The sequence below is a fragment of the Streptomyces afghaniensis genome, assembly GCF_044327915.1.
Taxonomy (GTDB): domain Bacteria; phylum Actinomycetota; class Actinomycetes; order Streptomycetales; family Streptomycetaceae; genus Streptomyces; species Streptomyces afghaniensis.
The window spans coordinates 107,736-134,364 of record NZ_JBIRGJ010000013.1 but is presented as its reverse complement, the minus strand read 5'-3'; the positions used below and the strand labels follow the sequence as shown (position 1 = coordinate 134,364).

At 71.4% G+C, this 26,629-nt stretch carries 22 protein-coding genes; 8 read left to right on the top strand and 14 right to left on the bottom strand.

Annotated features, from left to right (window positions below; genetic code table 11):
• Positions 1-23 precede the first annotated feature (23 nt).
• From ACH4G3_RS40565 to ACH4G3_RS40540, 6 genes are read right to left on the bottom strand one after another with little or no spacing between them, the layout of a single operon-like run.
• Positions 24-2,207 (bottom strand): glycoside hydrolase family 127 protein, encoded by a 2,184-nt coding sequence (locus tag ACH4G3_RS40565; RefSeq protein WP_397629171.1) that lies wholly within the window; start codon positions 2,205-2,207, stop codon positions 24-26.
• Positions 2,208-2,259: 52 nt separating this feature from the next.
• Positions 2,260-6,468, bottom strand: a complete 4,209-nt coding sequence (locus ACH4G3_RS40560; RefSeq protein ID WP_397629170.1) for an Ig-like domain-containing protein — start codon at positions 6,466-6,468, stop codon at positions 2,260-2,262.
• Positions 6,405-8,399 (bottom strand): glycoside hydrolase family 127 protein, encoded by a 1,995-nt coding sequence (locus ACH4G3_RS40555; RefSeq protein WP_397629169.1) that lies wholly within the window; start codon positions 8,397-8,399, stop codon positions 6,405-6,407. Before ACH4G3_RS40555 ends, ACH4G3_RS40560 begins: the two co-directional genes overlap by 64 nt.
• Positions 8,400-8,417: 18 nt before the next feature.
• Positions 8,418-9,239 carry a carbohydrate ABC transporter permease gene (locus ACH4G3_RS40550; protein ID WP_397629276.1) on the bottom strand — a complete coding sequence of 274 codons (822 nt, stop codon included), beginning with the start codon at positions 9,237-9,239 and terminating at the stop codon, positions 8,418-8,420.
• A gap of 29 nt (positions 9,240-9,268) precedes the next feature.
• Positions 9,269-10,225 carry a carbohydrate ABC transporter permease gene (locus ACH4G3_RS40545; protein ID WP_397629168.1) on the bottom strand — a complete coding sequence of 319 codons (957 nt, stop codon included), beginning with the start codon at positions 10,223-10,225 and terminating at the stop codon, positions 9,269-9,271.
• 44 nt (positions 10,226-10,269) lie between these two features.
• Entirely contained in the window at positions 10,270-11,586 is a 1,317-nt protein-coding gene (locus ACH4G3_RS40540) for an ABC transporter substrate-binding protein (protein ID WP_397629167.1), read from the bottom strand.
• 244 nt (positions 11,587-11,830) lie between these two features.
• On the opposite strand from ACH4G3_RS40540, the gene ACH4G3_RS40535 reads away from it, so the two are divergent.
• On the top strand, positions 11,831-12,859 hold the full coding sequence (locus ACH4G3_RS40535; RefSeq protein WP_397629166.1) for a LacI family DNA-binding transcriptional regulator: 1,029 nt from the start codon (positions 11,831-11,833) through the stop codon (positions 12,857-12,859).
• 54 nt (positions 12,860-12,913) lie between these two features.
• On the opposite strand, the gene ACH4G3_RS40530 is transcribed toward ACH4G3_RS40535, so the two are convergent.
• Positions 12,914-14,155, bottom strand: coding sequence for a glycosyltransferase (locus tag ACH4G3_RS40530; protein ID WP_397629165.1), 1,242 nt, complete (start codon positions 14,153-14,155; stop codon positions 12,914-12,916).
• 453 nt (positions 14,156-14,608) lie between these two features.
• Between ACH4G3_RS40530 and ACH4G3_RS40525 the strand changes: the two genes are divergently transcribed.
• Positions 14,609-15,472: an LLM class flavin-dependent oxidoreductase gene (locus ACH4G3_RS40525; RefSeq protein ID WP_397629164.1), complete on the top strand. Its 864-nt coding sequence runs from the start codon at positions 14,609-14,611 to the stop codon at positions 15,470-15,472.
• Positions 15,473-15,630: 158 nt separating this feature from the next.
• On the opposite strand, the gene ACH4G3_RS40520 is transcribed toward ACH4G3_RS40525, so the two are convergent.
• From ACH4G3_RS40520 to ACH4G3_RS40510, 3 genes are all read right to left on the bottom strand, one after another.
• Entirely contained in the window at positions 15,631-16,638 is a 1,008-nt protein-coding gene (locus ACH4G3_RS40520; protein ID WP_397629163.1) for a trypsin-like serine peptidase, read from the bottom strand.
• Positions 16,639-16,919: 281 nt separating this feature from the next.
• Complete coding sequence (locus tag ACH4G3_RS40515; RefSeq protein WP_397629162.1) at positions 16,920-17,402, bottom strand: SRPBCC family protein; 483 nt, start codon at positions 17,400-17,402, stop codon at positions 16,920-16,922.
• 142 nt (positions 17,403-17,544) lie between these two features.
• A complete protein-coding gene (locus tag ACH4G3_RS40510) occupies positions 17,545-18,174 on the bottom strand; it encodes a flavin reductase family protein (RefSeq protein WP_397629161.1) in 630 nt (209 codons plus the stop codon).
• 66 nt (positions 18,175-18,240) lie between these two features.
• On the opposite strand from ACH4G3_RS40510, the gene ACH4G3_RS40505 reads away from it, so the two are divergent.
• Positions 18,241-18,966 (top strand): ArsR/SmtB family transcription factor, encoded by a 726-nt coding sequence (locus ACH4G3_RS40505; RefSeq protein WP_397629160.1) that lies wholly within the window; start codon positions 18,241-18,243, stop codon positions 18,964-18,966.
• 33 nt (positions 18,967-18,999) lie between these two features.
• Here the strand turns inward: ACH4G3_RS40505 and ACH4G3_RS40500 are convergent, their stop codons facing one another.
• The 3 genes from ACH4G3_RS40500 to ACH4G3_RS40490 form a co-directional block, all read right to left on the bottom strand.
• Entirely contained in the window at positions 19,000-19,287 is a 288-nt protein-coding gene (locus ACH4G3_RS40500) for a zinc-ribbon domain-containing protein (protein WP_086602067.1), read from the bottom strand.
• A gap of 145 nt (positions 19,288-19,432) precedes the next feature.
• On the bottom strand, positions 19,433-21,073 hold the full coding sequence (pgm, locus tag ACH4G3_RS40495) for a phosphoglucomutase (alpha-D-glucose-1,6-bisphosphate-dependent) (RefSeq protein WP_397629159.1): 1,641 nt from the start codon (positions 21,071-21,073) through the stop codon (positions 19,433-19,435).
• A gap of 249 nt (positions 21,074-21,322) precedes the next feature.
• Positions 21,323-21,751: a hypothetical protein gene (locus tag ACH4G3_RS40490; protein WP_397629158.1), complete on the bottom strand. Its 429-nt coding sequence runs from the start codon at positions 21,749-21,751 to the stop codon at positions 21,323-21,325.
• 138 nt (positions 21,752-21,889) lie between these two features.
• On the opposite strand from ACH4G3_RS40490, the gene ACH4G3_RS40485 reads away from it, so the two are divergent.
• Positions 21,890-22,036 carry a hypothetical protein gene (locus tag ACH4G3_RS40485; protein WP_274813646.1) on the top strand — a complete coding sequence of 49 codons (147 nt, stop codon included), beginning with the start codon at positions 21,890-21,892 and terminating at the stop codon, positions 22,034-22,036.
• A 134-nt stretch (positions 22,037-22,170) separates the two neighbouring features.
• Positions 22,171-23,043, top strand: a complete 873-nt coding sequence (locus ACH4G3_RS40480) for an SCO4651 family lipoprotein (RefSeq protein WP_397629157.1) — start codon at positions 22,171-22,173, stop codon at positions 23,041-23,043.
• A gap of 7 nt (positions 23,044-23,050) precedes the next feature.
• Here ACH4G3_RS40480 and ACH4G3_RS40475 read toward each other — a convergent pair whose 3' ends face one another.
• Positions 23,051-24,001, bottom strand: a complete 951-nt coding sequence (locus tag ACH4G3_RS40475) for a TIGR01777 family oxidoreductase (protein WP_397629156.1) — start codon at positions 23,999-24,001, stop codon at positions 23,051-23,053.
• Between the two features lie 114 nt (positions 24,002-24,115).
• On the opposite strand from ACH4G3_RS40475, the gene ACH4G3_RS40470 reads away from it, so the two are divergent.
• The 3 genes from ACH4G3_RS40470 (at position 24,116) to ACH4G3_RS40460 (ending at position 26,578) form a co-directional block, all read left to right on the top strand.
• Positions 24,116-24,445 (top strand): antibiotic biosynthesis monooxygenase family protein, encoded by a 330-nt coding sequence (locus ACH4G3_RS40470; protein WP_397629155.1) that lies wholly within the window; start codon positions 24,116-24,118, stop codon positions 24,443-24,445.
• Between the two features lie 116 nt (positions 24,446-24,561).
• On the top strand, positions 24,562-25,446 hold the full coding sequence (locus ACH4G3_RS40465; protein WP_397629154.1) for a LysR family transcriptional regulator: 885 nt from the start codon (positions 24,562-24,564) through the stop codon (positions 25,444-25,446).
• A gap of 73 nt (positions 25,447-25,519) precedes the next feature.
• On the top strand, positions 25,520-26,578 hold the full coding sequence (locus tag ACH4G3_RS40460; RefSeq protein WP_397629153.1) for a tartrate dehydrogenase: 1,059 nt from the start codon (positions 25,520-25,522) through the stop codon (positions 26,576-26,578).
• Positions 26,579-26,629: the final 51 nt, after the last annotated feature.

The window sequence follows — 26,629 nt, the reverse complement described above, 5'->3', positions numbered from 1 at the left end:
GGACCTGACCCGTTGCCCGGCGCTCAGCGTCGCAGGTCCGCCTGGTTCGCCGCCGCGACGACGCGGTCGTGTTCGGAGCGGATGAACAGGTTCTCGGACAGCCAGCGGCCCGCGAGGGTACGTACGGAGCGTACGAAATGCGCGGAGGTGGGGAAGGGGGCTTGCTGCCAGAGGACATCGAGGAAGGTCCGGCCGTCGTGGCGGGCGCGGTTGGGCACGCCCGAGTCCGAGGTGCCGAACACGATCACGGGTTCGGAGCGGGTGAAGTAGGCGTGGTAGGGAGCGTCGTTGCCGATGTGGAAGGGGGCGAGGGTCAGGTCGTGCGTGGTGAAGTGCAGGGGGCGGGCCGTGGGTTTGATCGCGTCGGCCAGGTCGCCGCGGAGGGTGAAGTCCTTGTAGAAGGAGAAGGTGCGGAACTGCTGTTCCGGGCTCTGGGCGGTCAGCAGGAGCGGGCCGTAGAACAGTGACTGGACGGTCGGGTCGTCCAGGGCGCGTTCGATGCGCAGGCGGTAGGGCGTCGAGATGCGGACGCGGTCGCCTCGGCGCCAGTTCCTGTTCAGGGTGAGGTAGGTGCCGGGTTCGGCTTCGGCCCGGTGCGGGGCTCCGTTGACCGTGACGGTGACGCCTGCCGTGGCCCAGGACGGGATGCGGAGTTTCAGGGCGAGCCGGCCGCCGCCCTCGCGGAACGTCAGGGTGCGGACGCCCTCGGCCGGGTAGTCGCTGGTCTGCTCGATGACCAGGCCGCGTTCCGGCCAGCGCAGGGTGGAAGCCAGGTACAGGTTGACGTAGAGGGCGTTGCCGTCGGCGGAGCGGAAGTAGACGGAGTCCTGGTACTTGGTGTGGTTCTCCATGCCCGTTCCGCCGCAGCAGGTACCGGTGTTGCCGAACTGGCGGTGTACGCCCGGGCCCATGCCCACGAAGTAGGTGACCTCGGGGCTGTCGGTACTGGGGGTGTCCCGGCGGGAGGCGAGGATGTGGTTGGTCAGGCCCCGCTCGTAGTAGTCCATGTAGGCGGGGTCCGGGTCGTGGCAGAAGAGCTGTCGGCTCAGCTTGAGCATGTTGTACGTCGCGCAGGTCTCGGCGTTCTTGTCGTCGAGGGTGGCCGCGATGGCACCGCGGGCGCGGAACATCTCGCCCTGTCCGGTGCCGCCCAGGGCGTACGTGCGGGGGCCCGTGACCATGCCCCAGAAGTTGCGGGCCGCGGCGGCGTAACTCTCCTCCCCCGTGTGGTCGAACAGCCGGAGGTAGCCGGTGAACTGCGGGATGTGCTGGTTGGCGTGTCTGCCCTCCAGGATGTCGCGGTCCTCGGCGCAGGCCTTCAGGAGCGTGGTGTTGTCGAAGCAGCGGGCGGCGGCGAGGTGTTCCTCCCGGCCGGTGAGGGCGTACAGGTCCGTCATGACCTCGTTCATGCCGCCGTACTCACCGGCGATGTAGATCGACCACATGCGCTCCAGCTGGGCTTCGGGGAGGTGGCCCAGCCGGCTGTGCACCCAGTCGCCCATCTTCGCGGCGATGGTCAGCGCCTGTGCGTTGCCGGCCAGGGTGTGGGCGTCCAGGAGGCCGCGCATGATCTTGTGGCAGGTGTAGTACGGCGCCCAGATGGTGGGGTACGTCGTGTAACTCTCCAGGAGGATGAACTGGGTCTCCGGGTAGGCCGCCAGGTAGCCGGGGTGGCTGGGCTTCGGGGTGCCGTGGTCGGCGAGGGCCTGCTGGCATTCGCCGAGGGCCGTGACGAGGTGGTCGAGCTTGGTTTTGAGCGCGGCCTCGCGTGTGTCGGCGTACGCCTGGGAGACGAGGGTGAGGAAGTGGCCGCCGTAGTGGCCGCGCAGGTTGCCGTCGGCCGTCTCCCAGCCGCCCGGTGGCCGTGCGCCGCGTGTGTCGAGCCCGGCGTTGGCGCGGAAGACCGCGAGGATGCGGTCGGCCGGGTACGCCCGGGCGTAGTCGAGCATCAGGTCGCGCTTGGCGCGGAAGACCCCGGCGCCGAGGCTGACCTCGTGCAGGGCGAAGGGCCGCACCGGCCAGGCAGGCCGGGCGGGCACTGCTCCCCCGGTGATCCCCGCGGCCTCGGCGCCTGCGGCGGCCTCGGCCGTGGAGGTGGCCGGGGCGGCGTGGGCGGCCTGGGCCAGGGGCCCGGAGGCGATGAGCGGGGTGGCCGCGGCGCCGGCGGTCAGGCTCAGCACGCGGCGCCGGGTGGGTGGCTGGGGCATGGCGCACTCCGATCGTCATCGGTCGTCAGCGGGCGGGGAGATGCCCTCCGGGTCATGCGGGCGGGGTCACGGTGACCGTGGCCGTGGCGCGGTGCGAGGTGTCCTGCACGGTTCCCCCGACCCCGAAGGTTCCGGGACCGGCGTACTGGTCCGGGTCCACCGGGTCCCAGGTCACCTTGATCCGGCTGTCCTTGGAGCCGTCGTTGTAGGTGGCGACCACCGTGGCGGGAAGCGCGGGGGGCGTGCCCGGGCGGGTGGTGACGCGTTCCTCGGCGACGCTGGTGATCTCCACCGCGCCGGTGTGCCGTACCCACACGGTGGCGGTGACCGGCTGCGCGGTGCGGTCGGCGAGGCCGGTGATCGTCACGCTGGTGCCGCCCTCGGCGACCTGTTCCTCGGTCAGCGCCGGCCAGGCCACGGGCGAGAGCGCCGTGGAGCCGTCGGCGTACACCAGCGTCACCTGCCCGGGCAGGTCGGGGACGGTGCCGCGCGGGGTGGGGATGTGGGTCTCGCGTACCGACTCCGGTGTCTCCGCGTAGACCTTCCACTCCTGGACGCCGAGGGCGAGGTTCGGATGGCCGGTGAGCTTCGCCCGCAGCGCGGTCGTGGTGACCGGCGTGAAGGTGGTCCGGTTGTAGCGGTCCTCGGCGGTGCCGTAGCCGCTGGGGCCGGGGACCTCGCGCCAGGTGTCGCCGTCGCGGTACTCGATGACCCAGGACGCGGGCACGCCCACGCCGTCGGCCGCGCCGGGCTGCGCGTCGCGGAAGAAGTACAGGTCGGAGCCGGCCACGCGGACCGGGTCGTCCCAGGTGTACTGCACCCACTGGGTGTCCTTCTGCGGCCAGCTGCCCCAGCGCGGTGCGTCGGATGACGAGGCGGGTTCACGGCCGTCGTTGATCGCGTTCACCGACTCCCAGCCGGAGGTGTAGGACGCGGTGGGGGTCGCGGACGGTGCCAGGTTCACCTGGCCGTCGCCGGGTTTCTCGACCTTCACCACGACCCGCTTCGTCGATGTCGACGCGCCGTCGGCGGCGGTGAGTTCGAGGGTGTACGTGCCTGCCTCGGTGAACCGGGCGACGGTGCTGGGGGCGCGCGGGTCGTCGAAGATGACGGCGGCGCCGTCCGGGCCGTCGGCCGCCTTCCAGGAGGCGGAGAGGGTGCGCTGCGGCAGTCCGTCGTCCTCGACGATGCCGGTGAGCCTCACCTGACCCGGGCGGGTGTACGTCGGGTCCCGCCAGGCCTCGACGTAGGGAGGCCGGTTGCGGGCCGCCGGCGGGCGCGTGCCGGTGTCGTAGGCCTGGATCTCCTTCAGGCCGCTGGTGTGGCCGTCGCGGTGGCGCAGCAGCACCCGCAGCTTGTCCGTGGTCACCGGCTTGAAGCGCACATCGTTGAGGTTGGCGCGCGGATACGGCGGTGACTTGGCGGGGCCGGTCACGTCGCGCCAGTGGCCGTTCCCGTCCTGGTACTGCACGGTGTAGAGGGCCGGTTCGGCGTATCCGCCGGGCCGTTTGTCGCTGTAGAAGTGGAGCCGGACGTCGTCGACCGTGCGTGTGCGGCCGAAGTCGAGCTCGTACCAGTCCTCGGCGTTGCCCGAGCCGCGGGCGCCCCAGTAGGGCTCGTTGACGGTGAAGCCGTCGACGGCACCGGCCACGCCGTGGCCGTCGGCCTTGTGGGAGGCACGGGCGGTGGCGACGGCGGCGAGGTTGTCCCCGGCTCTGCCGGTGAGGTCGCGGCCTGCCTTGGCGAACAGGTCGGTGACGCGGTCCTTCGGGCTGTAGGTGACGTCCTGTGGATTCGCGACCGTCGTACGCAGGTCGGTGGTTTTCGCCTTGGCTCCTCCTCCGTCGGGGAAGGTGACCTTGCGGGTGGCGGGGTCGTAGACGAGGTGGGCGAGGCGGTCGGCGGTGAAGGCGAGCTTTCCGTCGAGGTAGACGGAGTAGCCCTCGGGGACCTGGCGGCCGTACGGCCGTTTCCCGTCACCCGGTTCGTCCCACAGGACGGCCACGTCGGTGCCGCGGTAGTTGATGTCGGTGACGGCGAAGTGCGGCCAGTCGACGTCGATCGGCCACAGCTCGATCTGCCGGTCGGTGCGCGGCCGGAAGCCCATCGCGTCCTCGATGACCGTCCAGTTGGTGGTGCCGAGGATGGTGTGGTGGATCCAGGAGCGGTAGCCGATCTTCTGCGGGTCGGCGCTGCCGTCGGCCCAGAACTCGTTCTGGTCGGGCCACCGGTTGTCACCGTCGATGTAGTGGGCCCAGGCGTTCCAGGACAGCAGTTTCTTGTACCAGGTGCTGTCGATGTACTTGTTCGGGTACTTCCGCAGCACCGAGGAGAGGAACCGGAAGGTCACGGTGGAGTTGATGACGGAGAAGTTGTTGCTCCCCGGGTGCCCCTGCTCCGCCGCCTCCTCCTTGTCGGCCTGGTTGGCGGTGAAGAACGGGAAGACCGGGTACTGCTCGGCGTCCGCCCACAGCCGCAGCGCTTCGAGGTACTGCGGGTCTTCGTCCGGGGTGGGCATCAGGCCCACGCTGTACGGGTAGTAGTTGTTGATCTCCTTCCAGGGCACGAGGGTGTCGCTGTCGACGTGCCGGTGCTTGAGCAGCTTGTCTTCCGGGTCCCAGAGGTGTTCGAGGACGGCCTTCCGCACGCGGTTCGCCGTCGCGCGCATCTCGTCGGCCTTCGCCTTCTCGCCGAGGAGTTCGTACGCGCGGGCCGCCGCTGTCGCGTTGCTGTGGACGTACGCGGATTCGGCGCGGTCCAGGTTCCCGGGCTTCCAGTCGAACGACACCGCGTCGGCGTCGTTGCCGGTCATGGCGCCCCAGTCGTACTCGATCAGGCCGTTGCCGTCCTCGTCGTAGTTCTCCAACTGGCCGCGGACGTCCTGCTCCGCGTAGCGCGCGAGGTTGCGCACGATGCCGTCCGGGCCGCCGTGCATCTGGTAGGAGCGCCAGGCCGCCTCGGAGATGTACTGGGTGTAGCTGTTGGACCAGTTCTCCGGGTCGCCGGGGTTGTCGGTGTACTTGCCGTTCTTCGAGACCTCCCCGGCGGACACCCACGGTCCGTAGGAGTAGGCCGGGTCGCGCAGGTACTTCAGGTCGTCGACGAACATGCCCACCGTCAGGGCGATCGCGTTGTTGTAGCCGAGCACGCCCTCCATGGAGGTGGGGAACTGGTAGTCGTTGCCCGGGATGTCGGCGTCGAGGTAGTTGTAGCGCAGCAGCCACCAGCGGTAGTACAGCGTCTTCTCGATGTTGTCGTCGGGGAGGTCGAGGTAGGGCAGGTTCTCGGCCCACCAGCGGTTGTACGTCTGCACGTGCCGGCGGAAGGCCGTGGCCGGGGAGGCGGTGCGCACCGCGTCGTACTCGGGCCGGGAGCCGGTGATCTCCTCGGTGACGAAGCCGAGTTGGACCTTGGTGGTGAGGGTCCGGCCCGCGGGCAGGGTCAGGGTGCGCGTCAGGGAGTCGTCGTCGGCGGGGGTGAAGCCGTCGCCACTGAGGCGGGGGAAGACGGTCGTGAGGTTGTTCTTCGCGGGCACGGCGCCGGTGAGCTCCCGGCCCTCGGCGGTCGTCGCGTACGGGGACGTGGCGCGCAGCCGTACCTCGCGGCGCTGCGGACCCGTGTTGGTGAGGGCCACGTTCGTGACGGCGACGTTGGCGTCGGTGATGAACTTGGTCTGCGTCACCTTCAGGCCGGTGGCCTCGTGCGTGAACTCGCTGCGCCAGTAGCTGGGCGTCTGGGTGCGGGCGCCGGTGTCCTCCCGGAGAGTGAGGTTCTCGCCGTCGGCGTTCAGGGTGAGCGTGTACGCGGAGCGGTTGTCGATGCTCTCCCAGTAGGCGACCTTGCCCGCGAAACCGAGCCTCGCGGGGTCGTGTTCCTTCATGAACACGGCCCGTCCCCGGGTGAACAGCCAGTCGCCCGCCGGGTCCTCGCCCTTGCGGGCCAGCATCCGGTCCATCCAGAAGTCGGTGCCGTCCCCGGCTTTCCGGTCGGCCTCGTACTGGGCGCGCAGGGTGCGGTGGACGGTGAAGCCGGCCGGGAGGGCGGGCACGGGGACGTCCGTGCCCGAGTAGACCGGGTAGCCGATCGCTGAATTGTCCGCCGCTGCCGGGGTGGTCGCGGCGATCGGGGCCAGCAGGCCCAGGGTCAGAGCTGCGGCCAGGGCGCCGCGGTGGTGCCGTCTTCGCGGGGCGGGCACGACTACCTCCGGGTGGGCGTCGTCGGGGGCGGGGGCGTGGTCGGGGACTGGGTGGTCGGCAGCCACACGCGCATGGTCGAGGGGCCGCGGTTCGCCCAGGAGTGGTACGGGACGAGCGTGATCCCCGTGCGGTCGGCCGTCGGTGCGGTGGATGGGCCGAGCGGGCGGTACGGCCATGCGGTGTCGTGCGGGTCGGCGGGTGCGGTGAGTTCGCCGGGGGCGAGGACCGTGCCGTCCGGCCCGTCCTCCGGTGCGGCGGACGGGTCCACACGGACTGCGTCCACGTCGTGTCCGTCCGGCAGGTCGGTGGACTCGGCGCAGTAGACGAGCGGTCCGCGCTGGACGGCCAGGGTGCCGCGGATCGCGTCGATACGCGGGTCGGACCGGATCCAGCGCGGGGCGACCGGCAGTTCGAGGCGTATCTCGTCGCCGGGCCGGAAGATCCGGGTGAGCCGCGCCGTGCCCGGGGCGGCCGTACGGCGTTGCCCGTCCGGGTCGACCAGCCAGGCGGTCGCGCCCGCCGTCCACGCGGGGACGCGCAGGGACAGGGTCCAGGGGCGGGCCGGAGAGCGGCTGATCCGCACGGCGACGGTCCCGCCGGACGGGTAGTCAGTACGGACCCGCAGCGCGACGCCCTGCCCGTGGGCCAGGGTGGTGGCGAGCTCCGCGTCGGCGTACTGGTGCAGCTGAACACCGTCGTCGTCGGCGGTCGCCAGGTACGCGGGCAGCTGGGCGAGGGTGCGCGCCACATTGGTCGGGCAGCACGACACGGCGAACCAGGGGGCGCGCAGGCCGGAGTCGGCGCGCGGGCTGACGCGGTCGGTCGGGGGCCTGGTGCCGCGGTGGCGGCGGTGCAGGGTGTTGGCGTAGAAGAAGGCCCGGCCGTCCTCGGACGGGGACGTGGCGACCACGTTGAACAGGGTCCGCTCGGCCAGGTCCGCGAAGCGCGGTTCGCCGGTGGCGAGCAGCAGCCGCCAGGCGAGCAGCACGGAGGCGACGCCGGCGCAGGTCTCGGAGTAGGCGCGGTCCGGTGGCAGGACGAAGTCGTCGCCGAAGGACTCGTCGCGGTGGTGCGAGCCCATTCCGCCGGTCAGATGGGTGCGCCGGGCGACCGTGGCCTCCCACTGCCGTACGACGGCGGCGAGCAGGTCGTCGTCGCCCGTCTCCACGGCCACGTCGACGGCGCCGGCCGCGAGGTAGAGGGCGCGGACGGCGTGGCCGCGCAGGACGCCGGCCCTGCGGACGGGCATGTCGTCCTGGTAGTAGGCGCGGCCGAACTCGATGTCGGCGAGGGTGCCGTGGCCGCGCCGGTCGATGAAGAGTGCGGCCTGGTCGAGGTAGCGCTGCTCCCCTGTCAGCCGGGCGAGTTCCACGAGGGACGTCTCGATCTCCGGGTGTCCGCAGATGCCCGGGTTCCCGCCCGGGCCGAAGGTGGCGCAGACGTGGTCGGCGGCCCGGCGGGCGATCTTCGTCAGCTCGCCCTCGCCCCGGGAACGGGCCTGGGCGACCCCCGCCTGTATGAGGTGCCCATGACAGTAAAGTTCGTGGCCCCATTCGAGGTCGCTGTAGCGGGGCTGCTGTCCGGGGCGGCCGAAGGCGGTGTTCAGGTAGCCGTCCGGGTCCTGGGCGGGGGCGATCACCTCGGTGAGGGCGGTGACATCCGCGTCGTACGCGGCGCCCTCCCACGCCATGGCTTCGAGCAGCTTGTAGATCTCGGAGTCGGCGAACTCCCGCCCGCGCCGGTCGCGTTGGATCCGGCCCTCGGCGACGGCGCGGAAGTTGCCGGTCCAGCCCTCGCGTTCCATCCAGTCCCGGCAGTGCCCGAGCGTCGCGGTCGCGTTGGTGTGGCGGCGCCGGGCCCAGAAACCCCCGGTGATTCTGACCTCGTCGAGGCCGAGCGGGCGCAGCCGGCCGCGGGTCGGTGCCACGGGCAGGACGGGCGAGTGTGCCGTGTTCCCCTTCACCGGTTCATGCCTTCGGTACGTCCCTTCGGTCATGGTCGGATTCCCTGCGCTTCAGCCCTTGAGCGCGCCGGACATGAAGCCCCTGATGTAGTGCCGTTGCAGGAGCAGGAACAGCAGCAGGCAGGGCATGGCGAGGACCATCACGCCCGCCTCGGTCGCGCCGTAGTCGACGGCGCCCATGCTCTGCTGCCGCAGGTTGGCGACGGCCAGGGGCAGCGGTGCCTTCTCGCTGTCGGAGATGAGGATCAGCGGTGCGATGAAGTCGTTCCAGGCGGCGAGGAAAGCGAAGAGGCCCACCGTGATGAGCCCCGGCCGCACCGCCGGGAGCAGGACCCGGCGCAGCGCGCCCGCAGTACCGCAGCCGTCGACCAGTGCCGACTCCTCCAGTTCGCGGGGCACCGCCTCGAAGGAGATCCGCATCATGAAGGTGGCGAACGGCAGTTGGAACATGGCGAGGACCAGGCTCAGCCCGATCAGCGAGTTCTCCAGGTGGAGCCTGCCCAGCAGGACGTAGAGGGGGATGAGGAGCGTGGCGTACGGGACCATGAGGATGGCCAGGGTGAGCAGGAACAGCAGGTTCCTGCCGGGGAAGTCGAAGCGGGCGAAGGCGTAGCCGCCGAGCAGGGACACGCCGAGGGTCAGGGCGACGGTCAGTGCCGAGACGATGGTGCTGTTGAGGAGGTACCGCCACAGACCCGCGTCGTAGTCGAGCAGCGTCCGGTAGTTGCCGAGGCCGTAGCCGGACTGCTGGCCGGTGCCGGGCTGGCCGCTGACCGACGCCCAGGCGTTCCACAGCAGGGGGAAGAGGAAGATGACGGCGAGGCTCGTGGCGACGACGTAGTGGGGCGTGCGGCCGAGGGCGCGGGTGAGCACCGTGGTGTCCCTTCTGGGTGCGGCGGTGGTCATGAGTCGTCGGTGTGGCGCAGGCCGCGGAACTGCAGGGCGTTCAGCAGGAGCAGCACGGCCAGGACGACGATCGACAGGGCGGCCGCGGTACCGAGGTCCAGCCGCTGGAAGGCCTCCCGGTAGATCAACTGGACGACGGTGACGGTGCTGTTGTCCGGTCCGCCCTTGGTGAGGATGAAGAACTGGTCGAAGGCGAGCAGCGAACCGGTCACGCACAGCAGCAGGCACAGGGCGAGGGAGGGCCGCAGCAGCGGCAGGGTGATCGAGCGGAAGATCTGGCCGCGGCTCGCGCCGTCCATCCGGGCCGCCTCGTACACCTCGTGCGGGATGCGCTGGAGACCGACAAGCAGGATCAGCATGTAGAACCCGGCGAACTTCCAGACGATGAGGAAGACCGTCGACAACAGGGCCGAGGTCGGGCTGCCGAGGAAGGACACCGGGTCGTCGACCAGGCCGAGTTTCTCCAGCAGGCGGCTGAGAGGGCCGGTGGTGGGGCTGTACAGGCCCCAGAACAGCAGGGAGGCGGAGGCCAGTCCGAGGGCGCTGGGCAGGAAGTAGACCGTGCGGAAGAAGCCCGCTCCGGGCCGGGATTCCTGCACGAGCAGGGCGAGGCCCAGCGCCAGTGCGAGGAGTACTGCCGTGACGATCACGGTGTAGAGCAGGGTGAAGCGGATCGCGGGCCAGAACAGGGTGCTGCCGGTGATGTCGGTGTAGTTCTCGGGGGCGTTGAGGCCGCGGTCGCCCGCCAGCAGCGGCCAGTCGCTGAGCGACATCTGCCCGACGAGCAGCAGGGGCAGCAGGAAGAAGACGGCGACGAAGACGGCCGTGGGGGCCGCGTAGGCGAGGCCCTGGGCCGTGCGGGACCGCCACCAGGGCGGGGCAGCGGCCGGGGGCGGGCGGTGTGGTGGCGTTCGGGGCTCGGCGGCCGTTCGGTCGGGCGCCTTGACCTGCATGGCTCTCCTCTGCCGTGCGACGTGGGAGGGGCGGGGCCGGGCGCTCAGTCGGCCAGGGAGGCGGTGACCGCCTCGTTGTCCTTCGCGACGGACGTCCCGTCACCGAAGACGGCGCCCCGCATGAGGGTCAGCCAGGGCCCGTTGGGGTCGTTGAAGGTCTGGCCGAACTTCAGGGCGTACGGGGTACGGCCGTGGGCGACGAGTCGGTTGATGGTGACCAGCCGTGGGTCGGCCTCGGAGTGCTCGTTGGACGCGAGGTCGGTGCGGGCCACCACGTCCTTGTTCGCGGCGACCACGTCGACCTGGGCCTTGTCGCCCAGGGACCAGGCGAGGAAGTTCCAGGCCTGGTCGGCCGACTCGCTGGTGGCGGAGATGCCGATGGCATCGCCGCCGACGAAGGTGGACCTGCCGCCGTCGGGTCCGGGGATGGGTGCGACGCCGAGGTCCAGGTCCGCGGGCATGAGCCCGAGTGTGGTGGACGGCATGGGCATCACGCCGACCTTGCCCTTGGGGAAGACGCCGGTCCAGGTCGTGCCCGTCTCGTCGCGCGCGCCTGGGGCGACGATGCCGTCCCGTACCCAGCCGCGGTAGGTGTCGTAGACCTTCTTCGCGGTGCCGGAGGCGAGGTTCGCCTCGGTGCCCTCCTCGTTCAGGACGTCCTCGCCGGCGGCCCAGATCGACGGCCACCAGGTGAAGACGCCGCAGCCGCCGCAGTTGCCGCCGAAGAAGGTGCCGTCGACACCGCCGCCCAGAGCGTCCACGGCCCGGGCCTGCCGGTCCCACTCGCGCAGGGTGGCGGGCGGCTTGTCGGGGTCGAGCTTCGCCTTCCGGTAGAGGTCCTTGTTGTAGAAGAGCACCGACAGGTCGAGGGTGTGCGGGACCACGTGCTTCTTGTCCTCGTACGTGCCGGCCTTGATGTGCGACTGGGCGAGGTGCTCGGCGAAGGGCAGGGCGTCGATGCGCTCGGTGAGGTCGGCGAAGAGGCCGCTGGAGGTGTAGTTGGGCACGAACACGACGTCGGAGGCGAACAGGTCGGGCAGGTCCTTGGATCCGGCCGCCGCGCCGACCTTGGCCTGGTAGTCGTCGGTGGGGACGACGGTCAGCTCGATCTTGTTCTTGTGGCTCGTGTTGTACGCCTCGACCAGGGCCTCGCTCTGCGGCCGGGTCGCCGCACGCGTCCACATCGTCAGCTTCGTGCCGTCGTCGACACCCTTGGCATCCACCGCTCCCCCTCCTCCCCCTCCGCCCGAGCCGTCGCCCCCCGACCCGCAGGCCGTCATCAGGCTCGCGGCGGCGAGCAGCGCGGTGATGCCGGTGACAAGGCGGCGCAGGTGTCCACGTGGTCCGGCCGTGCTCCCCATGGTCGATCCCCTCGTGTCGCGGCGGACCGTGCGCGGGCCTGCCGGTCGGGACGATGGCTGTGGTGGCACTGAGCTGAGCGGCGGAAAGAAACCGAAAAGGCTTTCTGAGACGCTAGGACTCGACTCACCACCCGTCAATCCCCCTGTAGCAGACGGCTCTTGGCCCATCACCGAAACCACTGAGAGCCTCTTGACCGAAACGCCTCGCGTAGTGTGTGACGCGAGACGAGACAGGAGAACTCTCATGGCAGAGGCCACCCGCCCCGCTCGTTCGCAGCCCGCCACGCTCAGCGACGTCGCCCGGCTGGCGGGCGTGTCGATCGCCACGGCGTCCAAGGCTCTCAACGGCCGCAGCCAGGTGCGGGCGGAGACCAGACAGCGCGTCATCGAGGCGGCCGAGCGGCTGGCGTTCCGGCCCAACCAAGTGGCCCGGGGCCTGCTGGCCGGGCGGACGGGCACGGTGGGGCTGCTCACCAGCGACCTGGAGGGCCGGTTCAGCATCCCGATACTGATGGGTGCCGAGGACGCCTTCGGAGCGGGCGAGGTCGCGGTGTTCCTGTGTGACGCGCGGGGGGACGCGATCCGCGAACAGCACCATGTCCGCGCGTTGCTGGGGCGCCGGGTCGACGGCCTCATCGTGGTCGGCAGCCGGACCGATCCGCGTCCGTCCCTGGGCCGCGAGCTGCCCGTCCCCGTCGTCTACGCGTACGCGCCGTCGGAGGATCCGGAGGATCTGTCCATCGTCCCGGACAGCGTGGGTGCCGGCCGTCTCGCGGTGGACCATCTGCTGGCCTGCGGCCGTACCCGGATCGCGCACATCACCGGTGACCCCGGGTACGCCGCGGCGCAGGAGCGGGCCGCGGGTGCCCGGGCCGCGCTCGCCGACGCCGGACTGGCGCTGGCCGGCGAGCCGGCCTTCGGGGCGTGGTCGGAGGGCTGGGGCCGGGCGGCCACGGCGATGCTGCTCGACCGGCACCCGGACGTGGACGCCGTGCTGTGCGGCAGCGACCAGATCGCCCGGGGCGTGATGGACGTGCTGCGCGAGCGCGGTCGACGGGTGCCGGGGGACGTGGCGGTGATGGGCTTCGACAACTGGCGGGTCCTGACGTCGGCTTCCCGGCCACCGCTCACCAGTGTCGACATGAACCTCGAACAGGTCGGCCGCGCGGCGGCGCACGCCCTGTTCACGGCGATCGCCGGCACGCGGCGGTCGGGAGTCGAGGCGCTGCCCTGCCGGGTGGTGATCAGGGGGTCGACGGTGCCGCTGACGTGAGCCGGTGATCGGTCACGGGGCGAGGGCGACCGGTCATGGGGCGAGGGTGAGCGGTCACGGGGAGAGCCGGTCGAGCGCGGCCAGGACCGGTGCCACGCCGTCCTCCTGGGCCAGCCGGCGTGCCAGGGCCTGGGCGCGGTGGCGGTGGGCGGGGTCGCTCGTGGCGCGGCGCAGGGCGGGGGCGAGGGCCTCGGCGGTGAGGCGGCGCAGCGGGACGGCGCCGGGCGCGGTGCCCAGCGCGACGAGACGGGCCGCCCAGAAGCCGCCGTCGAACTGCACGGGCACCGGCACGGTGGGGACGCCCGCGCGCAGGACGGCGGCGGTGGTGCCGGCCCCGGCGTGGTGGACGACGGCGGCCATACGGGGAAACAGCGGCGCGTGCGGCACGTCGCCGACCGTGATCACATCGTCGGCCTCGGCGGCGAGGCCCGCCCACCCCTGCTGGATCACGCCGCGCAGTCCCGCCGCGCGCAGGGCGCGCACGATCTCGCCGCTGAGGCGCTCGGGGTCCGGCACGGTGGCGCTGCCCAGCCCGACGAAGACAGGGGCGGGTCCGGCGGCGAGGAACTCCTCCAACTCCCGGGGCAGCGTGCGGGGGTCGTACGGCCACCAGTACCCGGCGATCTCCAGTCCCGGCCGCCAGTCCCGGGGGCGCGGCACCACCAGTTCGCTGAATCCGTGCAGCACGGGCCACCGCGCCCGCTCATGGGCCCGGCGGAGCGCGGCCGTGCCGGGAAGGGTCATGCCGTGCCGGGTGCGCAGCCGGCGCATGGCCTGGGTGAAGACCCGGTCGATGGCGGTGGCGACGGCCACTCCGCCCAGGCGGTTGCCCACGGCGCCGAGCGAGCGTCCGCCGAGCATGGGCGCACCGAACTCGCGTGTCGGATGCTGGGGTTGGAGGAACAGTCCCAGGCTCGGCAGGGCCAGGCCCTCGGCGATGGCGAGGCCGAGCGGTGCCACGGCACCGGCGGCCAGGACGACGTTCGCGCCGCGGGCCGCCCGGACCAGGGCGTCGGTCATCTCCTCGGCCGCGGACCGTGCCATCGACGCCGCGCGCAGCAGCTTGCCGAGCCCGGTGGTGCTGGCGTGCAGGCTGCGGCCGCGGTCGGAGTGCGACACGGCGTGCGGGTCGACCGGAGTCGGCTGGAAGCGCACCCCGGAACCGGCGGCCAGCGGCTCGAACAGGCCGTGGGTGACAAGCGTGACCTCGTGCCCGCTCCGCGCCAGCGCCGCTCCAAGCCCGGTGTACGGCGCGACATCGCCGCGCGATCCAGCAGTCATGATCACCACGCGCATGGGTCCCAGTGTGGACCTGCCGGGCGGGCGACACGCGGTGTACGGCGGCAGGCGTCCGAGAATCGCCGGTGCAGGTGATGCCCGGGGCGGGTGCGAAGGGTTGGTGAGTGGGAGGGGCAGCCGGTGTGTCCCCGTTCCGGTGGCGCTGACGCCAGGCGTCAACTGCCGGACGGGGCGGGCGTTGTGTCCGGACCCGGTTCCGGCGTGATCACCGCCTGGGACGGGTTGTCGCTCGTCGGCTGTGCCGGTGTCGGCTTCCGGCGGAACACCAGGGTCAGGCGGTCCGGCTCGACCGTGACCACGGCCTGGGGCCGGGCTCCGGGGAGTTGAGTCCGAACGAGTGCCAGGTCCGCAGGACGGTCGCGAATCCCTCACTCCGCCATCAGTACGTCACATCCGGTTCGCCCGGCACCGGATGGGTAGGCGCTCCTCCTCTCAAGACCGGAGGCGGACATGGACATCGGTATAGGCCTTCCCAACACGGTTCCCGGGACCGAGGGTTCGGTTCTCGTGGAGTGGGCCCGGCGGGCCGAGGAGGCGGGGTTCAGCACGCTCGGGACGATCGGGCGGCTGGTCTACCCGGGGTACGAGGAACTGGTCGCGCTGAGTGCGGCCGCGGCGGTCACCAGCCGGATCCGGCTGACGACGAGTGTGCTGCTGGGGCCGCTGTACACGAACAGCGCGCTGCTGGCGAAGCAGGCGGCCTCGGTCGACCGGCTCTCCGGGGGGCGGTTCGTGCTCGGCGTGGGCCTGGGCGGGCGTGACGACGACTTCGCCGCGAGCGGTCTGTCCACCGAGGGCAGGGGGCGCCGGCTGGAGGAACAACTGACGGAGATGAAACGGGTCTGGTCGGGCGAGGAGCGGGGGCTCGCCGGTGCGATCGGGCCGGAGCCCGTACGCGAGGGCGGTCCCGAACTCGTCCTGGGCGGGTCGGGCCCGGTCAGTTTCCGGCGGGTGGCCCGGCTGGCCGACGGCTGGATCATGGGCGGCGGTACGCCGGAGATGTTCGCGGAGGCTTCGGCCGGCGTCGATGCCGCGTGGAAGGAGGCGGGGCGTACCGGCGCGCCGCGCAAGCTGGCGCTGGCGTACTTCGCGCTCGGCCCGGACGCCCGGGCGCACGCGGACGGCTATCTCCAGCACTACTACGGCTTCCTCGGCGACGCCGCCGCGCAGATCGCGGCGAGTGCCGCGGTGAGTGCGGAGATGGTGAGGTCGTACGCCGACTCGTTCGCCGCGGCCGGCTGTGACGAACTCATCTTCGTGCCCGCGGCGTCGGGACTCGAACAGGTGGGGCTGCTCGCCGAGGCGACCGGCTGAACCCGAGCGGACCAGTTCCAGGAGGATCCGGCCCGTCGGCGTAGGCGAACAGGTCGGTCAGGTCAGCGCGACGTGTTCGTCGTCCGCGCGGCGACGCGCCGGAGCCGGGTCCTCCCCCACCGTCCCGAGGAGGGCCCGGCTCCCGGCCGGCCTGTGGGTCAGGACGACTGGGCGCTCTGGTACAGGTTCTGTGCGTCCGCGCCGAAGTACGGGCCGTACATGGCGTTGGGCAGGAAGTTGTACTTGAAGCTGTTCACCGAGGACTGCAGCCCAGTCCCGGTGGCCTCGTCGAACCGGGTGAACCACGGGCCGCCGCTGGAGCCGCCGGTCATGTCGCAGGTCAGGCCGTGGTCGCTGGAGAGCAGGAAGTCACGGTAGGTGGTGCCGCTGCAGTAGATGAACTTCTCGCCGTCGTAGGGGGCGGCGGCAGGGAAGCCGAAGGCGTACATGGCCTTGTTGTAGCCGGTGTTGAAGGCCAGGCCCTGGCCGCCGACGACGTCGGTCAGTTTCTTTCCGTCCAGCGGGGCGACCACGGCCGCGCCGATGTCGTAGTTGATGTCCTCACTGGCGGTCCACTGCGGTGTGGAGAGGGTCTTGGCCGCCGTCCACTTGCCGTACGGGGTCTGTCCGTCGTGGTAGCCGGGCGCGAACACCCAGTTGGTGTGCCAGGCTCCCTCCAGCTTCACGCAGTGGCCCGCCGTGATCACGGTGCTCTTGTTGGCGCTGGTGACGGCGTTGCCGGAGCAGGAGGCGGTGCGGCCCTGGTAGGTGAAGAACACCCGTCCGGCGGTCTTGGTCACCGCGCCGCCCCCGGTCCAGGGGCCGCCGCCGTGCGGGATCGCCAGGGGGCCCGGATCGGCGGCGGGCGTACTGGGTGCCACGACGGTCGCCTTGCCCTTGCGGGGCGCCGCGGCCCGCACGTCGGAACGGTCGACGGACAGGACGTCGAGCGGGGTGGCCTCGCGCATCCGCTGCGGGGTCCAGAAGGCGAGGGCGCGTTCCCGCGCCGAGGGCGCCACCGCACCGGGGTCGGGCGCGGCGCTCGCCGGTGTGGCCGTGACGCCGGTCGCCAGCAGTGCGGCGACGCCGGCGAGTGCGCCGAGGACGGTGCGAGGAACACGGGTGCCGCTGCCGGAGGGGCGAAGGCTACGGGGTATGCCTGTCACGCGGTCTCCTTCTGCTGTGGGGGCCGGGCGGCGGGGCTCATCCACCCGGTCAGGCAGGGGTGTCACTGCGAACCAGAGGGCAGCGTGCCACCGGGAGACCGATTTGGACAGGTGCATGTCACCGAGACGACCGAAACGCCACATGTTCCCCGCGTCGGGGACACGGGGACGCCGGGACCGGGGATGCCGGGACCCGGGCGTGACGGGACCCGGGCACAAAAGAACCCGGCCTCCACCAGGTCTGTGGTGGAGGCCGGGTCCGAGTGAGCGGGGCCCTGCGCTCAGAGGGGGGTGGGGCCGGTGCCGCCGCCGGGCTGGATACGGCCGCGCCAGGCGCCGGACTCGGCTCCGCGCTCCTCGATGTACTGCTTGAAGCGCTTCATGTCGCCCTTGACCCGCCGGTCGATCGTTCCGAGCATGTCCCCGGCCTTCTCCACGGCTCCACTGGGCTCGACGTCCAGCACGAGCTCCACGCGGGTGTGGGTGTCGTCGACGCGCTCGAAGCGGACCGAGCCCTTCTGGTTGGTGTCTCCGCTGGTCGTGCGCCAGGTGACGCGCTCGTCGGGCAGCTGGTCGACGATCTCGGTGTCGAACTCGCGCCGTACTCCGGCGATCTTGGTGGTCCAGTGGTTGTGACGGTCGTCGAGCTGCCTTACCTCCTCGACGCCCTCCATGAAGTTCGGAAACTCCTCGAACTGGGTCCACTGGTTGTAGGCGGTGTGGAGGGGGACGTCGACTTCCACGGTTTCCTTGACGGTGCTCATCTGTATGCCTCCGTTTTCCTGATCGACTGCTGGAGGCCCATCGGCCCACACACAGGTCCGGGCCCGTGGCGGACGAGTACCCGGGATCTTCCGGTTCCCACACGGTTCGGTGCCGTCCGGCGAAAGGCGCGGTGCGGGCGGGTCAGACGGCAGGGGCGGTGGCCCTGGCCGTCTGGGAGCGGAAGCCGTGGCCGACCTCGGGAGCCAGGCCGTGGTAGTGGCGGAAGTTGTAGATGAGCGGGCTCCAGACGGCCGGGTCGATGTGGTGGGTGCCGGGTACGACGACGCGGTCGGCGGCGTGGACGCGCAGGACCTCGCACTCGACGCTGAAGAAGAGGCCCGCCCCGCCGGGCGTCAGCGCGGCGGCCCGTGCCTCCAGCTGGAGGGCGCACTCGGCGACCCGCGGTGGCCTCACGAGGTCGGCGGCGACCGGGGTGAGGCCAGCCGCGGCGAACTTGTCCGGCTCGTAGCGGTACAGCGCCCGCTTGGCCTCGGGCACCGGGTCGGCCCCGGTGAGCGGTGCGAGGCGTTCCACGTGCTCCCACAGCTCGGGCGAGGCGACGTTGATCACGAGTTCCGGGCGTTCGGCGAGGTTGCGCACGGTCCGGCTCTCGCTGCCGATGCCCAGGACGATGTGCTGTCCCAGGGCCCAGGCGGAGGAGATCGGGGCGAGATTGCAGGTGCCGTCGTCGTTCTCGGTGGTCAGCAGCACGACGGGCGTGCCGAAGTAGAGGACGCTCGGCCGGATCACTCGGTGGGTGTCGGTCGTCATGGGCCAGGACGCTACGGGTGGGACGTTTCGATGCCCGTCGAAGTGTCGGCCGGGGACAATCGGTCGGTGACCAGCCCCGACGTTCATGCCGAAGAACCTGATCTCGCCTCACTGGCGGCGCTGCTGGCCGATCGCACGCGCGCCGCGATCTGCCTCGCCCTGCTCGACGGCCGTGCCTGGACGGCCTCCGAGGTGGCCCGCCTGGCCGGTGTCGCGCCGTCCACGGCCACGAGCCATCTGAACCGGCTGGTGGCCGGTGGCCTGCTGGCGGAGGAACGCCGGGGACGGCACCGCCATGTGCGTCTGGCGGACCCCGGCATCGCGGAGATGGTCGAGGCGCTGGCGGCCAGGGCGCCCCGCCGGCTGGTCCCGGTCCGTTCCCTCACCGCTGCCCGCCGGCACCGGGCCGTCGGCTTCGCCCGTGTCTGCTACGACCATCTCGGCGGCTCCCTCGCCGTGGCGATGACCGATGCCATGACCGCTCGCGGGCTGTTGTCCTGGGAGTCCGGCCCGGCGCTCACCGCGTCCGGCGCGGCATGGCTGTCGGGCCTCGGAATCACGTACGGAGCGGCGGGGGCGGCGGGCCGTCCGCATGTGCGCACCTGCCTGGACTGGACGGAACAGCGCCCGCACCTGGCGGGCGCTGTGGCCGCTGCCCTGTTCCACCGCGCGCTGGAGGCGTCCTGGCTCGTGCCCGGCGACGGCTCCCGCGTCGTGCGGCTGACGGAGCAGGGGCGCGACGCCTTCCGGCGGCGCCTGGGCCTGGCGGACGAGGTGCTCACGACCGGGTGAGCACCTCCCCCGCCCCGGGAAGCCCGGCCGGTCTCAGAACCGGTGTTGCTGCTGTGGCTGCCCGTACGTCTGGCCGCCGTCGCCGCTCGCGCTCTGGGCCTGCAACTGCTCCGCCTGTTCCTTGGTCACCTTCTGTTCCGCACCGCAGAAGGTGCACTGCGTGAGGTACTTCGTCGAGATCGGGAACAGCGGCACGAAGAACAGCGTGAACTTCGTGACGCGCTTCCTGAGCGTGTGCGCGGCGGGGTTGCCGCACTGGCCGCAGACCAGCGTCAGTATCGCCAGCTGGTACAGGTACCCCTTGGTGCCGAAGATGATCACGTGACGGTCCTTCCCGGGTCGGATCTTCCTCCAGTGTCCTGTATCGCGGTACGCGCCGACCAGCCGGTACGTCGAGACGCCGGGCCGTCCCTCACCGGACCTCGGGCCGGCCCGTTCCGGTGCTCGGGCCGGCCCGTTCCGGTGCTCAGGCCGAAAGTGCCGTCAGCACCACGGTCTTCGCCTCCTCCTGGACCTGGCGGAGGTGGTCGGGGCCGCGGAACGACTCGGCGTAGATCTTGTAGACGTCCTCGGTGCCCGAGGGGCGGGCCGCGAACCAGGCGTTGTCGGTGGTCACCTTGATGCCGCCGATGGGTGCGCCGTTTCCGGGGGCTTCGGTGAGCACCGCCGTGACCGCGTCCCCGGCCAGGGTGTCCGCGCTGACCTGGGCCGGGGACAGCTTGGCGAGCAGGGCCTTCTCCTCGCGGGACGCCGGGGCGTCGATCCGCGCGTACGCCGGTTCGCCGAAGCGGGCTGTCAGCGCGGCGTAGTGCTCAGAGGGGGTCTTCCCGGTGACCGCCGTGATCTCGGAGGCGAGCAGTGCCAGGATGATGCCGTCCTTGTCGGTGGTCCAGACGGAGCCGTCCCGGCGCAGGAAGGACGCCCCGGCCGACTCCTCCCCGCCGAAGCCGATGGTGCCGTCTACCAGCCCGTCCACGAACCACTTGAACCCGACAGGCACCTCGGCCAGTTCGCGGCCCAGGTCGGCGGCGACCCGGTCGATCATGGCGGAGGACACCAGGGTCTTGCCGACACCGGCGGCGGCCGGCCAGCGGTCGCGGTGGGAGTACAGGTAGGAGATGGCGACGGCGAGGTAGTGGTTGGGGTTCATCAGGCCCGCGTCGGGGGTGACGATGCCGTGCCGGTCGGCGTCGGCGTCGTTGCCGGTGGCGACGTCGAAGCGGTCGCGCTGCCCGATGAGGGAGGCCATCGCGTACGGCGACGAACAGTCCATGCGGATCTTGCCGTCCCAGTCCAGCGTCATGAAACGCCAGGTGGGGTCGGTGTGCGGGTTGACCACGGTGAGGTCGAGGCCGTGCTGCTCGGCGATCCGGCCCCAGTAGGCGACGGACGCCCCGCCCAGCGGGTCCGCCCCGATGCGCACCCCGGCCGCACGGACCGCGTCCAGGTCGAGGACGCCGGGCAGGTCGGTGACGTAGGCGCCCAGGAAGTCGTAGCGGCCGGTGGTCGCCGCGGCGAGGGCCCGGGCGTGGGGGATGCGCCGTACGTCCTTCAGGCCGCCGCGGATGATCTCGTTCGCCCGGTCCTGGATCCAGGAGGTCGCGTCGGAGGCGGCGGGGCCGCCGCTGGGCGGGTTGTACTTGAACCCTCCGTCGGCGGGCGGGTTGTGGGACGGGGTGACGACGACGCCGTCCGCGAGACCGGTGCTGCGGCCTCGGTTGTGGGTGAGGATGGCGTGCGAGACGGCCGGGGTCGGTGTGTAGCCGTCCGCCTCGTCGATCAGCACCGTCACCTCGTTGGCGGCGAACACCTCCAGCGCGGTGACCCGCGCGGGCTCCGACAGGGCGTGGGTGTCGGCCCCCAGGAACAGCGGGCCGTCGGTGCCCTGGGCCGCGCGGTACTCGCAGATGGCCTGACTGGTCGCGGCGATGTGGTCGTCGTTGAACGCGCCGGCCAGTGAGGTCCCGCGATGTCCGGAGGTCCCGAACGTGACGCGCTGCCCCGGGTCGTCCAGGTCGGGATGGAGCGCGTAGTACGCGGTGACCAGCCGAGCGACGTCGACGAGATCTTCGGGACCGGCCGGACTGCCCGCTCGCTCGTGCTGCATGGGCCCGCTCCTCCACATGGGTGTGATCCTTCGCTTGCGCACTCATCCTTCCTCGTCACAGCCGTGACGCGCGAGAGGGGCACCGCTGTGAGTGCCGGATGTGCGTCAGGCCACGCGGCGAACCGCCGGACCGGGCGACGCACCACGAAGAGGCGGCGCCGCGTATCACCGGGCGTCCCGGTGGTACGCGGCGCCGCCTTCCGGCCTGGTGGGCGTCCTGCCGGGCGCCCTCGCCTCGGGTGCCCCGGGTCAGATCCGCCCGCCGGTGAGCCGGGTGAGCGGGCCGTGCGTGTGGCGTTCCGAGCGGCGTCCCACCGCGTAGGACGCGGCGCTCAGGACGGTCAGGCCGGCCCCGACGCCCGCGGCGACGGCCTTGCGGTGAGCGATCACCGTCCAGGCCGTCTTCGCCGAGGCGGCGACGTGGCCCGAGGCCGCGACGACCGCCTGGCGGCCCGCCTCGACACTCCTGGCCGCGGTCTGCACGGCCGCCGTCGTCGTCTCGGCGGAGCGCTCGGCGCCGGCCTTGACGGCTGACGCCGCGTCACCGGCCTTGGTGGTCGCTCCCTTCGCGGCCCGGGTCGCCGGCGCGGTCGCCTTGTCCGCCGTGCGGCGGGCCTTGGACTCCGTCGCCCGTATGGTGGTCGGCTTCTGATTCGTGCGCTTGTTCTCTTCGGTCATGGACTCCGACTTGCCTCTGACTCCCGCGGCAAACACGTTCGGTCGCGCACCGTCCGGGTCGGCGAAGGGCTGAGCACCTCGTCGGAGGGGTAAGCGAGCTACAGGCAAGACGACGTCAGAACACGAGGGAAGTGCACCATGGCCGGCATCCTGAACCGCATCAAGCAGTTCGCCCGGAGCCCGCAGGGGCGGCGGGCCGTCGAGCAGGCACGGCGGGCCGCCGCCGATCCCCGCAAACGGGCCCAGGCCCAGCGGCTGCTGGGGAAGCTCCGCGGCCGCCGCTGACCGGGCCGCGCCGACCGCACCGGCAGTACCCGGCGGCACCAGGGCCTCCCGGAAACCAACTCTTCGAGCACATACGTGTGTTCATGCCCGGCATGGGCACTTGGGTCGCACCACACCTGAGAGGAGCTGGTTCGATGGGCAGGGCAGGGAACGGCAGGAAGATCTGTGCTTTAGGCGTCGCCGGTGTGCTGGCCGGCACGGTGCTGGCCGGCTGCGGCGACGATGACGGCACGGGTGACGGCGCACGGGGTTCCTCCGCGGAGGGCAACGCCCAGGAGCAGGGCACGCAGGCGGTGCGCTCGGCCTACGACAGGACGGCCGAGGAGGACACCGCCAAGGTGAGGCTGCACGTGCGGACCTCGGCAAAGGGCGCCTCGGAGACCGCGAACGGACAGGGCGCCGTGGATCTGGACGACGGCGACAGCGTCATGACGCTCACGGTGCAGGGGCAGCGGATCGAGCAGCGCGTGGTCGATCAGGTGCTGTACCAGAAGATGCCGAACGGTCAGGCGCCGGGCGGCAAGCCCTGGATCAAGATCGACCTGGGGAAGGTCTCCGCACAGCAGGGCGCGGGCGACCGGTCCATGAGCGACCCGGCGCAGTCAGCGGCGTACGCGAAGGCGATCACCGACAAGGACGTCACCGAGAAGGGCACGGCCACGATCGACGGCGTCGAGACGACGCGCTACCGCGTCTCCGTCGACGTCGCGAAGCTGCCGGGCGGTGACGCGCTGCGGCAGCAGGTCGGCCCGACGCTCCCCATGGACGTGTGGCTCGACGAGGAGGGCCGCATGCGCCGTCAGCAGATCGACATGACGCTCAAGGCCGCACCGGGGTCGACGGAGCGGTCCTCCACCGACGCCTCGTCCGCGCCGCAGAAGGTCACGGTGCGCACGGTCATGGACTTCACCGACTTCGGCACCGAGGTGGAGGCGGACGCGCCCCCGGCCGGACAGGTCACCGACATGACCGGCAAGGCCCTGGAGCAGGGCAAGAGGCGGAGCTGACCCCGGCTCACCTCACCTCACGGCTACGGAGCCGCCGTACGAGGTCGTCCGCGGCTGCCGGCCAGTCCGGATGATCGAAGGTGAAGCCCGCGTCCAGGAGGCGGCCGGGGACGACGCGGCGGCTCTTCAGCAGCAGTTCGGTGTCCGAGCGCAGGACGAAGGCGCCGGCCTCGGCCATCCAGCGCGTCGCGGGCAGGCCGACCGGGACACCCCACGCGGTCCGCAGGGCGCGCATGAAGTCGCGGTGCGGCAGGGGCCCGGGAGCGGCCAGATTGACCGGCCCCGTGATGTCGTCCCGGGCGACGAGGAACTCGACCGCCCGGACGAAGTCCTGGTCGTGGATCCACGACACGTACTGTGCGCCGCCGGCGACGGGGCCGCCGAGACCCAGCCGGGCCAGCCGCAGCAGGACGTCGAAGACGCCGCCACGGTCCGGGCTCATCACCATGGCGGCGCGCAGAGCCACCTTCCGGGTGTGCGGAGTACCGGCCGTCTCCTGCTCCCGCTCCCAGGCCTTGGCGATGTCGACGCTGTAGGCCCAGTAGCCGGGGGCGTCGGGTTCGGTGCCGCCGATCACGCCGGTGGCCTCGTCGTTGGGCGCGTCGTGACAGTGGGCGTAGACGGTCGCGGTGCTCATCTGGAGCCAGACCCGGGGCGGCCGGGCCGCTGCTGCGATCGCCTCGCCCACGACCCGGGCGGAGTTGACCCGTGAGTCCATCATCTCCCGGAGGTTGGCGGGGGTGTAGCGGCAGTTCACGCTCCGGCCGGCCAGGTTGACCACGACGTCGCTGCCGTCGATCTCCCCCGCCCACGGCCCCGGGGTCGCGCCGTCCCAGTGCACTTCACCCTGCTGCCGTGCGTGCCGGCTCAGCACCACGACGTCATGTCCGGCCGCGCTCAGCGCGCGCTTCAGGACCGTACCGACCTGCCCGGTCCCGCCGGGTATCACGATCTTCATGTCACTCCCCCTCGACGTGTGGGAGCGACCCTAGCCTATATTTGAACGCGTTCAAAACACTCGACGGCGCAGGACTCAGCCTGCGCGGATGTGCCATCAGGCAAGATGGGGGCCATGAGCGTAGTCAAGATCAATGTGCTGACCGTGCCCGCCGAGCAGCGGGAGACGCTGGAGAAGCGGTTCGCGTCCCGCGCGCACACCGTGGAGAGCTCCGACGGGTTCGAGTGGTTCGAGCTCCTCCGCCCCGTGGAGGGCACCGACACCTACCTCGTCTACACCCGGTGGCGTGACGAGGCGTCGTTCCAGGCCTGGATGGAAGGGCCGATGAAGGCCGCGCACCAGGGCGGCGGCGAGGGAGGCGAGCGGCCCAAGCCCGCGGCGAGCGACTCGACGCTCTGGTCGTTCGAGGTCGTGCAGCAGGCGGGGCCGAAGAGCTCCTCCTGATCCACAGGGCCCTCTGGCCGTCATCCTCTTCCGCGTCGCGTACGCGGTCCTCCAGTCCGAGCCTGGTCGGGACCAATTGAGTCGTCGGTTGATTTCGTGAGGGTCAGAGGGCGCGTATGGACATTCGGCAGTTGGAGTACTTCCTCGCGATCGTTGATCGTGGGGGGTTCAACCGTGCGGCCTCGGCTCTGTACGTGTCGCAGCCGTCGCTGTCGCAGGCCGTGCGGGCACTGGAGCGTGATCTCGGCTCCGAGCTGTTCCATCGCATCGGGCGCAGGGCAGTGCTGACGGAGGCCGGAAGGGCCCTGATCGAGCCTGCCCGGGAGGCCGTACGGAGTCTGGAGACGGCGCGGGCGAGTGTCGCGGCGGTGCATGAGCTGCGTGAGGGGCGCCTGGACGTGGCGTCGATGCCGTCGCAGGCGGTGGAGCCGCTGACGACCTTGGTGAGTGCCTTCAGCCACCGGTATCCCGGCGTCTCGGTGGCCATCCATGCGGCCTTCACCTCGCGCGACGTGATCGACATGGTCCGCACGGGTGCGGTGGAGTTGGGGCTCCTGGCGTCCGCCGGTCCGGTCTCCGACAAGGAGGTCGTCTCGCATGCGCTGGGGCGGCAGCGTTTTGTGCTGGTGGTGCCGACCGACGGCCCGTTCGCCGACCGGACTGCGGTGCAGTGCCGGGAGCTTGCGGGACAGCGGCTGATCGTCGGGCAGGCGGGTACCGGGATGCGCGCCTACGTCGACGCGCTGCGGGAGCAGGGCATCGAGTTCACCGTCGCCGCCGAGACCGAGCACCGCGTGTCGCTCATGCCCCTGGTACTGGCCGGGGTCGGGCTCGCGGTGGTCACGGATTCCTGGCGGGACCTGGCCCGGCGACTGGGCGCCCGCGTCGTGGACATCGAGCCGGAGACCACCTTGGACATCGCCCTCGTCAGCCGCCGCGGCAGCCTGTCCCCCGCAGCCGCCGCGTTCGTCACCATCGCGGCCTCGGCCGCCGACAGCTGATAGGCGCCGCTTATAAGGCAGATCCGCATTGCGTCTTGGACGCGCCACGGACCGCCTTGCTGCAATCAACGGCATGACGACGAACCACCGCATTGCCCTGATCCCCGGCGACGGCATCGGCACCGAGGTACTGCCCCCGGCCCGGCAGGTGCTCGATGTTCTCGGCCGCCGCCACGGCTTCAGCCTGTCCTACACGTCGTACGACTGGTCGTGCGAGCGATACCTTCGGGAGGGCGCCATGATGCCCGACGACGGGATCGACCAGCTGCGCGACAAGGACGCGATCCTGCTGGGCGCGGTGGGATACCCGGGGGTGCCCGACCATGTCTCGCTGTGGGGGCTGCTGATCCCGATCCGGCGCAGCTTCCGCCAGTACGTCAACCTCCGGCCCATCCGTGTCTTCGAAGGCATCGACAGCCCGGTGCGCGGCGCGCGGCCGGGCGAGGTCGATTTCGTCGTCGTGCGCGAGAACATGGAAGGCGAGTACAGCGAGGTCGGCGGCCGGCTCAACAGAGGCTTCCCGGACGAGATCGCCGTGCAGGAGGCCGTGTTCACCCGGGCCGGCGTCACACGCCTGCTGGACTACGCCTTCACGCTCGCCTCCCAGCGCGGCGGCCGCCTGACCTCCGCGACCAAGTCCAACGGCATCGTGCACACCATGCCGTTCTGGGACCAGCTCGTCACCGAGCGGGCCGCCTCGTTCCCGCAGGTCGCCTGGGACCAGGAGCACATCGACGCGCTCGCGGCCAAGTTCGTCCTCCAGCCGGCCCGCTTCGACGTCGTCGTCGCCTCCAACCTCTTCGGCGACATCCTCAGCGACCTCGCGGCCGCGGTCGCCGGATCCATCGGCGTCGCCCCGGCGGCCAACCTCAACCCCGAGCGGGACTTCCCCTCGATGTTCGAGCCGGTGCACGGCTCCGCGCCCGACATCGCGGGCCAGGGCATCGCCAATCCGCTGGGCGCGATCTGGTCCGCGGCCATGATGCTCGACCACCTCGGCCATCCCGCTGCGGCCAGGGACATCACGGACGCGATCACCTCGGTCCTGGCCAAGACCGATGTCCGCACCCGTGACCTGGGCGGAACCGCGTCCACCGCCGAGTTCACCGACAAGCTGATCGAGTTCCTCTGAGCCGTCTCCACCTGCCTCAAGGTGGCACACGGCATGGGTTGACCTGCAGGT